Origin of the sequence: Pseudonocardia oceani (assembly GCF_019263585.2) — a bacterium.
In the GTDB taxonomy this organism is placed as follows: domain Bacteria; phylum Actinomycetota; class Actinomycetes; order Mycobacteriales; family Pseudonocardiaceae; genus Pseudonocardia; species Pseudonocardia oceani.
This window is the reverse complement of record NZ_JADQDF010000001.1, coordinates 5862094-5876469: the sequence shown is the minus strand read 5'-3', so window position 1 is coordinate 5876469 and position 14376 is coordinate 5862094. Positions and strand designations below refer to the sequence as shown.

Below are 14376 nucleotides of genomic sequence, written 5' to 3'. Positions count from 1 at the left end.
GGACCGGCCGGGCCGACCCCGCACTACAGACCGCAGCGGCCCTCACCGTTCCTGCTGGTCGTCCCGTCCCCGCTGCGGACCGAGCGGGTCCACCACGTCGGCGAGGTCGCGACGAGGAGTCGGGGGGACCTCGCCCGGCGAGGGCCAACCGATGCGGAGCAGGACCTGCGGGTGCCCCGCGGGGACGATCCGCGAGCGCAGGAGCTCACGGGTGTCCGCCACCTCGAGGGGCTGGGTCAACGGGCTGCTGCCGAGCCCCTCGCGAGCCGCGGTGAGGAGCAGCGCGCTGGTCACCTCTCCGACGCGGAGCCACTGCAGCGGCGTGTCGGTCGGCGTGGACAGCAGCAGCAGCGCAGACTCCTCCGGCTCGTCGCCCGCCGGCTGGTCGAGGCCGTCGGCGGCGAAGGCCCGCAGTGGCGGCTGACCCGGGACGCGCCCCGGTGCCGGGACGGATGCGGCCGGAACGCCGTCGGCCGCCCCGTCCGGACGGCCGCTCCACGCGGCCAGCTCGGCGCCGTAGGCCGGATCGGACGACTGCACCTCCGCCGCCGTCCGGATGGCCCGCACGAGCGCCCACCGCACCGCGGGATCGGTCACGACGTCCATCCGGACCCCGGCGAGCGCGGCGGTCCCGGCCAGCTCGCCGAGGAGCTGCGCGGGCACCGGCCAGGGCCGGAAGCGTCGGCGGTCCGTCCGCCGCAGGCCGATCGCCTCGACGAGCGCGGCGTCCGCCGGCGGCGGCTGCTGCGACATCCGCTCGACGGTGGCCAGGTGGCCCGCTCGCGAGGGATCGGGCAGCCTGTGCACGCGCGCCACCTCGCCGAGCCCGGCCAGTGCCACGGTCAGGTGGTGCAGCGCCGCACCGCAGCTGATCACCAGGTCCCGACCGTCGGGGTCCGTCGCCGGCAACCGGCGCGACGGGTCGGCGTGCAGTTCGAGGGTGCGCTGCCCGACCCGCCACCTCCAGGGCTGGCTGTTGTGCACCGACGGCGCACGGCAGGCGAGCTGCAGCGCCGCGACCACCACGGGGTCGCCGTCGGGGCCGGTCACGGGGTCCCGCCCCGCAGGCATCACGATCATCCGTCGATCGTGCTGCTGCGTCCGCCGCGCGACCGGAGGCCGAGGACCCCGGCCGGGGGGCCACAGGTCCCGCGCACGGGATCCGCGTGCCGGCATCAGGGCCGACGGGGGGACCTCCGGCCCTGACGCGACGTCGCCGACGGGCGGAGGGTGCAGGTACCCGACCACGGAGGTGGGCAGTGCCCAAGCACACGATCGTCCGGTTGTTCCTCGCCAGCGTCGTCGCGGCCGTCGCCGCGACGGTGCTCCTCCTCGTCGCGGGCGGTCTCGCCGTCGCGAACGACGTGTTCGTCATGAGGGGGCCCGACGTGGTCGGCGTCCGTCCCGGGACCTTCGGCTGGGTGCTGGTCGCCCTGGCCGTGATCGCCGTCCTGGTGCTGACCGGCGCCGCCATCGCCCAGTTCGTCGCCTGGCTGGGCGCGGTGCTCAACACCTCGCGGCTCGAGGACAAGACCTGGTTCGTCATCCTCCTGGTGACCGGCCTGCTCAGCTTCGGCCTCCTCGCCATGATCGTCTACGTCATCGCCGGGCCGGACGGCGTCCGGCCCGGCCCGGACGGCCGCGTCGAGGAGCCGTGGGCGACCGGCAGGGCGGGCGACGCCCGCACCGGTGTCGCTCCGCCGGCCCGCTGACGTCACCGCTGCCCTGCCGACGTCCCGTCCGGCGGCGGGACGACGTCGGGAGCGTGCCAGCGGGAGCCCGGACCGATCGTCCCCGGCTCCCGTGACCTTCGGCTCTCGATGCTTCCATGGGGCAGCGCGCACGCTGGTTCCATGACGAACGGGGACGACCGCCCGGTGGCCGGGACGAACGACGGGCGGGTGCGACGCAGCCGCCACGACCGGATCGTGGGCGGGGTGTGCGCGGGCATCGCCCAGCACCTCGGCGTCGACCCCACGGTGGTGCGGCTCGTCGCGCTGCTGCTCCTCGTGGTCAGCGGCGGCACGGCCTTGCTCGCCTACCTCGCCGCGTGGGTGCTGCTGCCCGGCGGCGGCCCTGGTTCGGGGGAGGCGGGCCCCGTCGTTCCGCCCCGGCTCACGGCGGCGGACCTCGACATCGAGTCGCCGGATCGCCAGGTCGGGGCCGACTGGCGCACCGCCGGCGTCGAGCTGCGGACGCTCGTCGGCGGGCTGCGTCCGCCCCCGCCCGACGTGCGGAAGGTCGGATCGGGCTCGCCCCTCGACCGCGCGGACGCAGCCGCGACAGCGCTGGGAGACCGCCTGCGTGATCCGCAGGTCCAGGCGGACGCCCGGCGCGCCGCGACGAGCCTGTCCACGGCCCTCGGCTCGACCGTCGACGAGCTGGCCCGCAGGACCCGGCGCGGCTCCCCGCGGAGCCGGCCGGGCCGCTGACGCCCGTTCGCGGGCGCGGGCCGGGCGGACCCCACGCGCGCAGGGCCCTCCGTCCTGATCCGACGTGCCGTTGGGACCTGGCCGGCTCGCCCTGCCGGCGCGCACTCTCGAGCCCGATCGCCCCGACAGGAGGACCACATGATCGAGGACGTGCCGGACCTGCCCGCCGGGATCGTCGGGCTGCGTGCCACCGGGACGGTCTCGCGGGAGGACTACGAGACCGTCGTCGCCCCGCTCGTCGACGGCACAGCGGGTTCGCGGGGCCGACTGCGCGTGCTGTGCGTCCTCGACGAGGGGTTCGCCGGGGTCGCGCCGGACGCCATCGGCGAGGACGTGCGCCTCGGCCTGCGGGCGGTCCGGCTGATGGCCGGTTGCGCCGTCGTCACCGAGGACGAGCGCCTCCGGACGGCCTGCCACATCGCCGGCGCTCTGCTGCCCTACCCCCTGCGCGCCTACCGCGCCAGCGAGCGCGACGAGGCGGTGGCCTGGTTGGGTGGGCTACCGGTCAGCGGGTTCGCGGTCGACGTGCGATCCGCGGACGGGGTCGCCGTCGTGCACCTCGACCGGCCGCTGCGCGCACAGGACGTGGAGGAGCTCAGCCGCGAGATCGACCGCTGGCTCAGCACGCACGCCGACCTCACGGGCCTGGTGATCGTCGCGCCGGTCTTCCCCGGGTGGGACAGCCTGCAGGCGCTGCGCCGGCACGCCGGGTTCGTCCTGCGCCACCACCGCCGCATCGAGCGCGTCGCCGTCGTCGCCGACGGTCCGCTCCCCGCCCTCGCGCCACCCCTCGCCGGCACCCTGCTGCACCCCCGGGTGCGGCACTTCCGCTTCGACGACGAGGCCGCGGCGATCGCCTGGGCCGGCGCCGCCCGCACGGCCGGGACACCGGCATGAGCCACCCGCGTCTGAGCGCGCCGCGGAAGCACGGCGGCGCGCCACCGGAGCACCCCGTCGTCACGCGGATGCGCGAGCACCGCACCGCTGACCTGCAGCTGCGCATGGCCGACGCCATCACCCGCTTCGCCGGATCGATGCGCTTCGTCTGGCTGCACGCCGCCGCGTTCGCGGTGTGGATGCTGGTGGCCGAATCCAACCCGTGGCCGACGCTGACGCTCGTCGTCTCGCTGGAGGCCATCTTCCTGTCGACGTTCGTCATGATCGGCCAGAACCGGCAGGCCGCGTTCGCCAAGGCCAAGGCCGACCACGACTTCGAGGCGGAGACCCTCGAGCTGCGCCGCAACACCGAGCTGACCCGCGAGGTCCATCGCCTCACCGTCGAGGTGCACCGGCGGGTGGTCGACGGCCCGCCGAGGTGAACCGGGCGCGCGAGCGGCGCCCCCGCCGCGGCGCAGCCCGCCGCTCACACGGGCGATGTGCCGTCCGCCCGCGATCCGGGAGTGACCGGTGCTCGGGTGCGGTCCCCGGCGACCGCGACGTCGCTCCACCCACCGGACGTCACGCCCGGTCCGACGACCGCGACGGGGCAGGCCGCGCCGTGCACGAGCACCGCGCTCACCGAGCCGTGGACGAGCCCACCGAGTTCACCGAACCCCCGCGACCCCACGACGACGAGCTGGGCCCAGTGGGACTCGGCCAGCAGGCGCTCACCGGGGTCATCCGCGGTGACGACGACCCGCACGGGCACCTGCGGGTGGCTGCGGCCCAGGACCTGCAACCGCGCCCCGACGGGCGCACCCTCGGCCTCGGCGTGCACGGCGACGAGCGGGACCCCGCGAGCGGCCGCGGCCCGCAACGCGAACGCCGCGGCCACGCCGGAGGCAGGCGTGGCGTCGACCCCGACGACGACCGGCAGCCCGTCCGTCACCGATCCCCGTACGATCACCACCGGGCACGTCGCCGCGCGGACCAGCGGCGCGGCGACCGAGCCGGCCAGCGCGGCCTCCAGACGCCCCGCTGCTCGGTCGCCGATCACGACCACCGCGGCATCGTGCGACTGCGCGACGAGCGCCGGCCCGGGCTCCCCCGGAACGACCACCTCCACGGCGACCACACCCGCCTGCAGAGCGGCCCGTGCCTCGTGCAGCACCTCCTCCACGGCGTGTCGGCGGCCGGCCCGCCCGGGAAGGTGGTCACCCACCAGACCGCTCGCGGCGGCCAGCCTCAGTCCCGTCCGCCGGCGCGCGCGGCCTCGGCCCCGGCCCACCGCACGGCGCGCAGCGCATGAGCCGACCCGTCTACCCCGACCACCACCGGCCGGTCGTGGTGCTCGTTCTCCATGTCTCCACCGTCGCTGCTGCGTCCCGGCAGGCGGCCGGGAGGCCCCTCGCAGACGGGCCGGACGGTGCCGCGGACGGGACCGACGGCCCTCCCCCGCGGCCTACGCCACCGACCACGCTCGTTCCCGGCACCGTGCTGCTCACCACGGCCGGCGCCGCGGACGGGAGCACGTGGACCGCCTGCGCCGTGCGCGTCGGCCTGGCCCCTTGACCGTGCCGAGTGACAGCGAGGAGAACGGGATGAGTGTCGGTCCGGCCGGTCGGCGCCCGTCGGGAACGGGTGACCGGCTCGCGGTCGTGCTCGTCGGCGCGGGCTTCGCCGCGGCTGCCGTCGGCAATGCGGTGGGAACGCTCCCGCAGGCGCGCCCGTTCCTGCAGTGGTGTCGCGACGAGGCCTGGCTGCCGCCCTACCGATGGGTGCTCGAGCGGCTCGTGGACGTGGCCCCGGCCGTCGTCGTGGCGGTCATCGCGTTCCAGGCGGCGCTCGCCGTGATGCTCCTCGCACGCCGACGGGTGGACGTGGCGCTGGCCCTGGCCCTGATCTGGGTTGTCGGCTTGATCCCGGCCCTGGCGTGGCCCTACTGGTCGGTGAACGTCGTGCTGGCCGTCGGTCTCGGGTTCCTGCAAGGCAGGCAGCGCAAGCAGCGCCGGATCGCCGCGCACCCGCCCCGCACACCCCGGACGGGTGTCCGCCCGCCCGGGACGGGCGTGGGCGTCGCGCTGGGGGCGGGCCTCGGGGTGTCGCTGGGCATCCTCCTCGCCGGGGGACCGGGCATCGCTCCCGGGATCGCCGTCGGGGCCGCGGTGGGCCTCGTGCTCGGTGCGGTGTGGGACGCGCGCCGCCCCTCCGGTGGCTGAGTCGGGGTCGAGAGGGGCGGCCGCGCCTCACATGCGGCTGCACGATGCCGGCGGCAGCGCGGCCAGCCACGTGAGCAGGTGCCCGGCCAGCTCGTCGGGGACCGAGAGCTGGGGCAGGTGGCCCGCGCCGGCCAGCTCGACGTAGCGCCACCGCGGGTGGCGGCGGGCGAGGTCGCGGGACGCCTCGACGGGGACGAGCCGGTCGCGGTCGCCGTGCACGAGCAGCACCGGCACCCGGACCGCGGCCAGCGCAGCGCGGTAGGGGCGTGCGTGCACCAGCGCCCATGCCAGCGACCGCGAGGCGGACAGGAACGCCCGGTCCATCCCGGCCACGTCGGACTGGCGCGCGACCAGCCCGACCGCACGCTCGACGAGGTCCGCGGGAAGCCGATCCGGGTCCACACCGCCGAGCACCAGCGTCTCCCGCAGGGTGGCCGCCGCCCCGATCCGCTCGCGACGCCGGCGGCGCAGCCGTTCCCCGACGCCGGGCAGTGCGTGCAGCGCCAGCACGGCGCCCGCCCGCGGCGAGCCCAGTACCCGGGCGGGTGCGGGCAGCGCCGGGGCGACGAGTACCAGTGCCCGGACGAGCTCCGGTGACCGGGCGGTGACGAGCGCGGAGACCAGCCCGCCCATCGAGTTGCCGACGAGCACCACGGGCGGGTCCGCCACCCGCCGGACGAACCGGGTGAGCGCCTCGACGTTGCGCCGGAGCGTGGCGGGGCGTCGCGACGGGGCGCTCAGCCCGAATCCCGGCAGGTCGACGGCCAGCACGCGGGCGTGCCCGACGAGGGCGGGCGCCAGGAGGTCCCAGTTGAGGTGCGAGCCGCCCAGACCGTGCACGAGGACGAGGGTGCCGAGCTCCGCGGCGCCGCCGAAGTCGACGTGGTGGAGCTCGTCGGTCATCGCGCACCCGGTTGCCCGAGCGGGGTCCCGCCCCGCGCGGCGGGCGCCCGGCGCGGGGCGATCCGCAGGTGACCGCCGATCCAGAAGCAGGCGACGATCGCGGCGGCCGCCAGCAGCGGTCCCTTCACCTCCGCGGGCGCCGGGACCGGCCGGGCCGCGGTGGCCAGCACCATCAGCACCGGCCCCTGCACCACGAAGGCCGTGAACGCGGCCGCGACCCACCGCCGGGTCCGCCTCCCGGTGCCGGCGAAGCGGTGCTCGGCGGCACCGACGAGCCACACCGACCCGGCCACGACGAGGATCCCCTCGACGGTCGCGGTCGCCAGTGCCTCCGGGTGCCACCCCCCGAGGAACGGTGTGACGTCGCGGGCGAGGTCGCGCACGCCGGCGGCCAGCGCCAGTACGGGCAGCAGCACCAGGGTCACCGCGGTCGCCGCACCGCAGGCGCGGCGCACCCCGTCCGGGACGTGCTCGGCCCAGCCGTGCCGGGCCACGACCACCCCGAGCGCGAACATCCCGAGGCACTGCGGCCACTGCCACAGGTGCAGGTCCAGCACCTGGCCGCTGCGCGCGGGGAAGGCGAGGCGCACGGCGAACGACGCCACGGCGACGGCCGCGGCGGCCCCGGCGACGTGCGCGAGCCCGAACGGTGTCAGGGGCGGGTGCGGGGCACGGCGGACGACGAGGCGCAAGAGCACCAGCCCGACCGAGTAGAGGAGCAGGACCAGCGCGAACCACAACGACCCGGAGTCCAGCAACGGGTCACGGCCGCGGAGCACGTCCCAGAAGGTGACGTCGCGACCGGCCGCGGCGTAGGCCAGCCACACCGACGCCGGCCACACCAGCAGCGCGGACACCAGCCACGGCAGCCCCAGACGCAGCCCGCGGTCGCGCAGGTAGCGGCGCGGGCCACGGCGGGCCAGGGACCGCTCGGTGACCAGGCCCGCGACGAAGAAGAACACCCCGATCACGAACAGGCCCGACGGACCGAGCAGCGCCACCAGCACCAGCTCCGACGCGGGGCTGAAGGTGACCTCGTTGACCTCGTCGTAGGCCCACCCGCCGACCGCGGAGTAGCCGAGCAGCGCGTGCCCGCCGATCACCCAGGCGACGAGCAGGGTCCGCAGGACGTCGAGGTGCGGGGAGCGCCCCCCGGCCGCGCCGGGCAGGGACCGCGCCGCCACCCCGTGGCCGAGCGGCCGGTGGAGTGCCGACGCCCGGGCGGGCGGTCGCTTCATGGCCACGGGAACTCCCTGGACGGTGGCGGTGTGTGGCTCCCATCCTCGGGGCGGCAGCGGTCGGCGCGGCAGGGGCGATGCGACCGACCCGGGCGGGTCCTTCGGCCGGGGTCACGGTCGACCGGCTACCCGCCCCGGCCGTCGGCCGCGGCGGGCCGCAGCTCGCCTCAGACCTCGGCGAACAGGCCGATCGCATTGCCGTCCGGGTCGGTGAACATCCCCATCCGCCCGGCACCCCCGACGGCCGTCGGCCCCATGATGCGGCGGCCGCCCAGCTCCTCCGCCCGGACGAGCGACTCCTCGACGTCCTCCACACGGACGTAGAAGGTCACCCAGGGCGGCACCCCGGGCGGCGCCGCCGTGATCCCCCCGGCGATGCCCTCCCCGGATCCGGTGCTGACCATCCCGTAGCCGTCGTCGTCGGTGCGCACCGACCAGCCGAACATGCTCTCGTAGAACGAGCGGGAGCGTGCGGCGTCGACGCCGCCGATCTCGAAGTGCACGACCGGGCTGCCCATGGCGGGACCTCCTGTGACGCGGTCGGCGACGGGCCCGGTGCCCGCCGCACATCGCCGAGGATGTCGGCAACGCCGCCTGCACGGGAGGACCATCCGGCCCCAGCGGACCGGTCTTTCGCACCCGTCGGGGATCGGCAGTGGTGCGACCGGCCCCGAAGGCCCTGGCAGCCAGGGCCGAACGGACCTGGCGGCCGGCCGGTCCGGCGGCCCACGCTGGAGGCGCGCCGCCACCGGGCGGCCCGGACCGAGGAGGACGCCGCCGTGCCACCGTTCCTGGCGGCCGCCGTCGAGCAGGCCCTGCGGGCCCCGTCGGTGCACAACACCCAGCCCTGGCGGTGGCGGGTCGGGGCGGACTCGGTCGAGCTGCACGCCGACCCCGACCGGCACCTGCCGGTGACCGACCCCGACCGCCGCGACCTGCTCCTGAGCTGCGGGGCGGTCCTGCACCACCTGACCGTCGCCCTCGCCGGGGCCGGCGCGGCCGCCGTCGTCGAGCGCCTCCCCGACCCCGAGGACTCCACGCACCTCGCGACCGTCTCGGTGGGCCGCGGACCGGCCACCGGCGCCGAGCTGTTCCCGGCGATCGCGCAGCGCCGCACCGAGCGCAGGCAGATGAGCCACCGCCCGGTCCCCGAGGAGATCCTGGCCGATCTCGCCGCGCACGCCGCCCGGGCGGGGGCGGTCCTGCTCCCGGTCACCGGCCCCGAGGCCCGCGCCCGGCTCGCAGAGGTCTTCCGGCAGGCCGGGCAGCTGCAGCGCTCGGCCCCCGGCTACCCGGCCGAACTCCGCCTGTGGACCCACCGCCTCCCAGGCGCGCACGACGGCGTGCCCGCCGCCGCGATCGCCCAGGTCCGCACCCACACGGACGGAGCCCCGATGCTGCGCGCCTTCCCGGACGGGCGGCTGCGGCAGGGAGCGCAGCAGACCGGGCACGGCCGGCCCGACGACGCCGCGGAGTACCTCGTCGTGGCCACGACCGGCGACACCGTCCTCGACCGGCTCCGCGCCGGCGAGGCCACGAGCGCCGTGCTGCTGGCGGCGACCCTCGCCGGTCTCGCGACGACGCCGCTCAGCCAGGCGACGGAGGTCCCCGCCGTGCGGCAGGCCCTGGGCAGCAGCGTGCTGCGCGTGCCCGAGCAGCCGCAGCTCGTCCTGCGCGTGGGATGGCCGGCCACCCACGCCGACCCGCTCCCCTTCACGCCACGCCGTCCGCTGCCCACGGTGCTCCTGGCCTGAGCACGTCCGGGCGGTTCGGGCGCCGAGGAGGTGGTCCACGACTCACCGGTGCCGGCCCACCCGCAGGGAGACCCAGGCCAGTGCGGCCGCCGGGATCGGCAGCCAGTAGCCGACGATGCGCCACCCCAGCACCGCGACGAGCGCCTCCGGGGCCGGCACCCCGACCACGACGAGCGCCGGCACGAGGACCCCCTCGACGATCCCGACCCCGCCGGGGGTGATGGGCAGCACCGCCAGTGCACTCGCCAGACCGAAGGCCACGAACACCCCGAGCGGGTCGACCGGACCCGCGAGCAGCACCACGAAGACCATCAGCGCCAGGGCGTCGAGGAGCCAGTTCGACGCCGCCCACCCGACCGACTCCGCGACCTGGCGCGGGTCCCGCACGATCCGGTGCAGCTGCCGCACCATGCCGCGCAGGTCACGGTCCACCCGGTCGGCGTCCACCCCCGGCAGGCGCTCGGCGAGCCACCGCAGCCGGCGGGCCGCCCACCCCCCGCGGCGGGCCGCCACCGCGAGGACGACGACGAGGTCGACGAGCGCGAGCGTCCCCGCCAGGGCCCCGAGCGCGGCCGGGTGCGGTTCGCCCGGCACCACGACGGCGACGGCCAGCGCCACCCACAGCATCCCGTGCAGCACGAGCGCGGACGCCACACCCTGCACGCTCGACAGCAGGGCCGCGTCCGGTTCCGGGACCCCCTCGGCCCGCAGCAGCCGGAAGCGCAGGGCCGCGACCCCGGCGGGCCCGCCCGGGAGCACGTGCTGGGCGCCCCACGTCGTGAGGTCGATGCGGGTCAGCCGCCACAGACCGGGCCGCGCTCCGGGGGTGAGCAGCGAACGGGTGTAGCACCCGAAGGCCACGATCGACGCCGCTTCGAGCACGAGCCCGGGAAGGAACCACCAGGGGCTCATCGACCGTGCGGTCTCCACGACGGCGGGGACGTCGCCCAACAGCGGCAGGACGCCGTAGACGATGACGACGAGCAGCAGCGCCGACACGATCGCCCACCGCGCCCACCGCCGGTGGACGATGACGTGGACCCCGAGGTCCGCCCCGTGCCCCGCGGGCCGCTCCAGCTCCCCCGGCCCCCTCATCGTCAGGGCACGAGGACGGCGGCACCGGTGACCCGGTCCGCGGCGAGGTCGGCCAGCGCACGGTCCGCCTCGGCGAGCGGCCGCACCGTCACGACCGGCCGGACACCCAGCGCCCCGGCCAGGTGCAGGAACTCCTCACCGTCGGCACGGGTGTTGGCCGTGACGCTGCGCAGCTGTTTCTCCCGGAACAGCTCGTCGGCGTAGACCAGCCGCGGCACGTCGGACAGGTGGATGCCGGCGACGGCGAGCGTGCCGCCCTGGTCCAGAGCACGCAGCGCGACCGGGACGAGCTCGCCGGCCGGCGCGAACAGCACGGCGGAGTCGAGCGGCTCGGGCGGGGCGCCGTCGGCCGGGCCGGCCGATGCGGCACCCAGCTCGAGCGCGAGCTCCCGGGCGGGTTCGGACCGGGTCAGGACGTGCACCGTCGCCCCCTGTGCCACGGCGACCTGCGCGACGACGTGCGCGGACGCCCCGAAGCCGTAGATGCCCAGCCTGCCGCCGGGTGGCAGCTCGGCGCGCCGCAGCGCCCGGTACCCGACGATGCCGGCGCACAGCAGCGGCGCCACCTCGGCGTCGCCGAGCCCCGGGGGCAGCCGGTAGGCGTGCGACTCGGGCACCACGGCGTACTCGGCGAATCCGCCGTCGGCGTCCCAACCCGTGAACGCCGCTGCGGGGCAGAGGTTCTCGCGACCGGACCGGCACCAGCGGCACCGGCCGCAGGTGCCGCGCAGCCAGGGGATCCCGATACGGTCGCCGGGCGCGAACCGCCCGGCGCCCGGCCCGTGTTCGTCGACGACGCCGACGACCTCGTGGCCCGGCACCATGCCGGGACGGTGCGGTGCCAGGTCGCCCTCGGCGAGGTGCAGGTCGGTGCGGCACACCCCGCAGGCCAGGACCCGCACCCGGACCTCGCCGGGCCCCGGCCGCGGCTCGGCGGCGTCGACGAACCGCAGCGGTCCGCCCTCGATCGGTCCGGGTCGTCGGATCTGCCACGCGCGCATGACCCGACCCTGCCCGTGGACGAGCGGGCGGCAACAGTGCCCGGAGGACCGTGCGATCGGACCGTCCGTACCCGGGGCCCGGGTCCACCGCCCCTGACGCTCGTGAAGCGGCCCCGCGCGCCGTAGCGGTCGGAGCGTGCGTCATCGCCGGTTCCGGCTCCACTCCGGCTCCACCCGCGCCCACTCCCGCTCCCAGCAGCGCGCGTTGAGCCGACCGGTCGAGAACCGGACGCCGGCCCAGCAGAGGGCGAGCAGCACAGCGCCGGCCGTCAGCACACCTGCACGCGTCCGCTGCGGGGTGTCCCGTCCGGGGCGACCCAGCGGGCATCGTCCCGCACCACGCCCAGGGCCGACCTGTTCCCCCCGCTGATCGTGGGGGCGTCCATGACCAGGACCGCCTCGGCCGACGTGCGGGTCGCCCGCTCCCCGCGGCCGCGCTCGACCGCGTCCCCGTGGGCCGCGAAACCGACGACCACCGCCACGACGAGCATGAACGATCCGACCGAGGTCGGTACCCACACCACGACGTCCTCGGCGACGTCGGTGGGCCGCCGAGCCGGGCGCCGGTCGGCGGGCTGCTGCCGCTGCGCCATCACGACCACCTCGGGGCGGCGACCCCCGCGGCGTCGTCCGCGTCCCGCGATCCCATGACCTTCCTCCTGTCCGTCCTGGTCCGTCCCGTCCTGACGGGTCCGAGGATGACCGGCCCGGGCCGTCTTGCGGCAGCGCCGTAGGCCCCGACGAGCAGGGCCTGCGGGCGGCGGACCGGTGGGCCGTACGGGGGACCTTCGGCCCTGCCCCGCCGCCCCGCTCCGCGGGCAGCATCGGTTGCGCAGCGGAACACGGGCGGGCCGCCTCGACGCAGCCGATCCGGAGGGGAGCGACATGGCAGCGGACACCGACCCCGTCCTGTGCGGGGACGCACGCCTGATCGAGCGGGTGGCCCTGGGCCGGAGACGGGCGGGCCGCTCGGTGGTGGTCGCCGACGAGGAAGCGGCCGGGGCACCGGCACCGCGTCCCGGTGAGACGGTCGTGCTGGTGACCCGGCCGGACGCGCACCGCGCCGGTCCTCTGCGGGTGGTCGCGGCGGTCCGCGAGCTCCCCGCCGAGCTCCCCGTCGTCGACGAGGCCGCGGACGTGGCCTCGGAGCTCGGGGCCGAGCTCGTCATCGCGCACGCCGTGCCGCTCTCGTTCGGCGAACGCAGCATCGGCGTCGACACCGCCGTCGACCGCGGCCGGGCGACCCTCGACGCCGCGCGGGCACGGGTCGCCGACCACGCGCCCCGGTTGAGGGTGACCACGTCGCTGACCCGTCGCTGGGCCCACGAGCTGCTCGGGGAGGGACTCGACGCCGACTTGCTCGTCGTGGGCAGGCGTCGCAGCAGCGCGCAGCTGGGTCTCGTCTCGCACAGCGCCGTCCGGCACGCCCCGTGCCCCGTGCTGCTCGTGCCCCGCTCCTGACGGGTACCGGTGGACCGGCCGTCAGGGCGTGGCCGGAGCAGAGCCCTGCAGCTGGAAGACGGAGGTGCGGATCTGGCTGATCGTCGCGTCGATGTCACCGATCACGGCGGTCGTCCGGTCGCGGGCTTCGCCGGGTCCGATCGCGGCGGCGATGCCCTGCAGCGACAGGCCCGCTGCGAACAGCCGCTGGATCACGTGGTCGTGCAGGTCGGCCCCGATGCGGTCGCGGTCGTCGAGGACCGCCGCCTCCTGCTGCTCCGCACGAGCCTCGGCCAGCTCGACGGCCAATGAAGCCTGACCGGCGAAACCCGCCGCCATGTCCATGTCCTCCGCGGTGAACCCGACCCGGCCCGATCTCCGCGCCAGCGTCAGCACCCCGTGCACGCGGCGCGGCCCCCGCAGCGGCACCACCACGACCGGACCGACATCGAGCCCGTGCACGGTGGACGCATCCAGCCCGGGCAACTCATAGGGCGTAGCGACCCGCAGCGGCTTCCCGGTGGTGAACACCCGACCGGCCAGGGAGCGGTCCAGCCCCACCCGGGCACCCAGCAGCGTCGCGGCCGCCTCGCCGACGGCGACGTCCACCCGCAGCCCGTCGCCGTCCGGGAGAGCGACCGTCACGAGGTCGGCGTCCGCCAGGTCACGGCTGCTGCGCGCGATCAGCTGCAGCGGCCGGACGACGTCGGTGTCCGAGCCCAGCAACCGCTGCGTCACCGCCGCCGTGGCGCGCAGCCACTCCTGGCGGGCCCGCGCCGCCTCGAACAACCGCGCGTTCTCGATCGCCATCCCCGCGGTCGCCGCCAGCGCCCTGATGAGCTGCTCGTCATCGTTGCTGAAGCTCCCCCGGGTGCTCTCAGCGAGGTAGAGGTTGCCGAACACCTCGTCCCGGATCCGGATCGGGACGCCCAGGAACGAGCCCATCGGCGGGTGCCCGTCCGGGAACCCCGCCGACCGGGAGTCCTCCCCGATCCGCTCCAGCCGGATGGCGTGCGGATCGTCGATCAACGCGCCGAGCAGCCCCTTCCCGACGGGCAGGTGCCCGATGCGCTCGGCGTCGTCCGGGGCCATCCCCACGTGCACGAACTCCGCCAACCCACCCCCCGCCGCGATCACCCCCAACGCGGCGTACCGCGCCCCGACCAGCTCACGCGCCGCCTCCGCGATCCGACGCAGCACCACCGACAGCTCCAGATCCTGCGTGACCACCTGATTGGCCCGCAGCAACCCCCGCAACCGCCCCTGAGTGGCCATCGCCTCCCGAGCCCGATCGACCAACTGCTCCAACAACTGATCCAACTCCAGGTGCGGCACTGCGACCGGATCCTCGAGCGGCCTGCGCCCCCCCGCAACGGAATCGACGGACTCGTCGGAACTCCCGGACGTCATGCCCC

Annotated in this window: 17 protein-coding genes; 7 read left to right on the top strand and 10 right to left on the bottom strand. The window is 76.4% G+C overall.

What is annotated here, in order from left to right; all coding sequences use genetic code 11:
• Positions 1-42 precede the first annotated feature (42 nt).
• The gene (locus I4I82_RS29450; protein WP_308112842.1) at positions 43-1080 is read right to left on the bottom strand and encodes an Acg family FMN-binding oxidoreductase; all 1038 of its coding nucleotides are present in this window, start codon (positions 1078-1080) and stop codon (positions 43-45) included.
• A 179-nt stretch (positions 1081-1259) separates the two neighbouring features.
• Here I4I82_RS29450 and I4I82_RS29445 point away from each other — a divergent pair, with 179 nt between their 5' ends.
• The 4 genes from I4I82_RS29445 (at position 1260) to I4I82_RS29430 (ending at position 3751) form a co-directional block, all read left to right on the top strand.
• Positions 1260-1712, top strand: coding sequence for a hypothetical protein (locus tag I4I82_RS29445; protein ID WP_218591948.1), 453 nt, complete (start codon positions 1260-1262; stop codon positions 1710-1712).
• Between the two features lie 141 nt (positions 1713-1853).
• Positions 1854-2432 (top strand): PspC domain-containing protein, encoded by a 579-nt coding sequence (locus I4I82_RS29440; protein ID WP_218591947.1) that lies wholly within the window; start codon positions 1854-1856, stop codon positions 2430-2432.
• Positions 2433-2570: 138 nt separating this feature from the next.
• Positions 2571-3329 (top strand): SpoIIAA family protein, encoded by a 759-nt coding sequence (locus tag I4I82_RS29435; RefSeq protein ID WP_218596259.1) that lies wholly within the window; start codon positions 2571-2573, stop codon positions 3327-3329.
• The gene (locus tag I4I82_RS29430) at positions 3326-3751 is read left to right on the top strand and encodes a DUF1003 domain-containing protein (RefSeq protein WP_218594815.1); all 426 of its coding nucleotides are present in this window, start codon (positions 3326-3328) and stop codon (positions 3749-3751) included. The genes I4I82_RS29435 and I4I82_RS29430 overlap by 4 nt, the downstream gene beginning before the upstream one ends.
• Positions 3752-3795: 44 nt before the next feature.
• On the opposite strand, the gene I4I82_RS29425 is transcribed toward I4I82_RS29430, so the two are convergent.
• Positions 3796-4533 carry a universal stress protein gene (locus tag I4I82_RS29425; protein ID WP_218594814.1) on the bottom strand — a complete coding sequence of 246 codons (738 nt, stop codon included), beginning with the start codon at positions 4531-4533 and terminating at the stop codon, positions 3796-3798.
• A 23-nt stretch (positions 4534-4556) separates the two neighbouring features.
• Complete coding sequence (locus tag I4I82_RS29420) at positions 4557-4673, bottom strand: universal stress protein (protein ID WP_218594813.1); 117 nt, start codon at positions 4671-4673, stop codon at positions 4557-4559.
• Between the two features lie 239 nt (positions 4674-4912).
• Between I4I82_RS29420 and I4I82_RS29415 the strand changes: the two genes are divergently transcribed.
• Positions 4913-5530, top strand: coding sequence for a hypothetical protein (locus I4I82_RS29415; protein WP_218596258.1), 618 nt, complete (start codon positions 4913-4915; stop codon positions 5528-5530).
• Positions 5531-5557: 27 nt separating this feature from the next.
• On the opposite strand, the gene I4I82_RS29410 is transcribed toward I4I82_RS29415, so the two are convergent.
• The 3 genes from I4I82_RS29410 to I4I82_RS29400 all read right to left on the bottom strand — a co-directional run bounded on the left by I4I82_RS29410 (position 5558) and on the right by I4I82_RS29400 (position 8189).
• The gene (locus tag I4I82_RS29410; protein ID WP_218593246.1) at positions 5558-6433 is read right to left on the bottom strand and encodes an alpha/beta fold hydrolase; all 876 of its coding nucleotides are present in this window, start codon (positions 6431-6433) and stop codon (positions 5558-5560) included.
• A complete protein-coding gene (locus I4I82_RS29405) occupies positions 6430-7671 on the bottom strand; it encodes an acyltransferase family protein (RefSeq protein ID WP_218593245.1) in 1242 nt (413 codons plus the stop codon). Before I4I82_RS29405 ends, I4I82_RS29410 begins: the two co-directional genes overlap by 4 nt.
• A 167-nt stretch (positions 7672-7838) precedes the next feature.
• Positions 7839-8189, bottom strand: coding sequence for a VOC family protein (locus I4I82_RS29400; protein ID WP_218593244.1), 351 nt, complete (start codon positions 8187-8189; stop codon positions 7839-7841).
• Between the two features lie 261 nt (positions 8190-8450).
• Here I4I82_RS29400 and I4I82_RS29395 point away from each other — a divergent pair, with 261 nt between their 5' ends.
• Positions 8451-9425: an Acg family FMN-binding oxidoreductase gene (locus I4I82_RS29395; protein WP_218593243.1), complete on the top strand. Its 975-nt coding sequence runs from the start codon at positions 8451-8453 to the stop codon at positions 9423-9425.
• A 42-nt stretch (positions 9426-9467) separates the two neighbouring features.
• Here I4I82_RS29395 and I4I82_RS29390 read toward each other — a convergent pair whose 3' ends face one another.
• From I4I82_RS29390 to I4I82_RS29380, 3 genes are all read right to left on the bottom strand, one after another.
• A complete protein-coding gene (locus I4I82_RS29390) occupies positions 9468-10520 on the bottom strand; it encodes a lysylphosphatidylglycerol synthase transmembrane domain-containing protein (protein ID WP_218593242.1) in 1053 nt (350 codons plus the stop codon).
• A gap of 2 nt (positions 10521-10522) precedes the next feature.
• On the bottom strand, positions 10523-11521 hold the full coding sequence (locus I4I82_RS29385; RefSeq protein WP_218593241.1) for a zinc-binding alcohol dehydrogenase family protein: 999 nt from the start codon (positions 11519-11521) through the stop codon (positions 10523-10525).
• A gap of 269 nt (positions 11522-11790) precedes the next feature.
• The gene (locus I4I82_RS29380; RefSeq protein WP_218593240.1) at positions 11791-12114 is read right to left on the bottom strand and encodes a hypothetical protein; all 324 of its coding nucleotides are present in this window, start codon (positions 12112-12114) and stop codon (positions 11791-11793) included.
• A gap of 292 nt (positions 12115-12406) precedes the next feature.
• On the opposite strand from I4I82_RS29380, the gene I4I82_RS29375 reads away from it, so the two are divergent.
• Positions 12407-12982 (top strand): universal stress protein, encoded by a 576-nt coding sequence (locus I4I82_RS29375; RefSeq protein WP_218593239.1) that lies wholly within the window; start codon positions 12407-12409, stop codon positions 12980-12982.
• A 21-nt stretch (positions 12983-13003) separates the two neighbouring features.
• Here the strand turns inward: I4I82_RS29375 and I4I82_RS29370 are convergent, their stop codons facing one another.
• Positions 13004-14236 (bottom strand): GAF domain-containing protein, encoded by a 1233-nt coding sequence (locus I4I82_RS29370; protein ID WP_218596256.1) that lies wholly within the window; start codon positions 14234-14236, stop codon positions 13004-13006.
• Between the last annotated feature and the right edge of the window lie 140 nt (positions 14237-14376).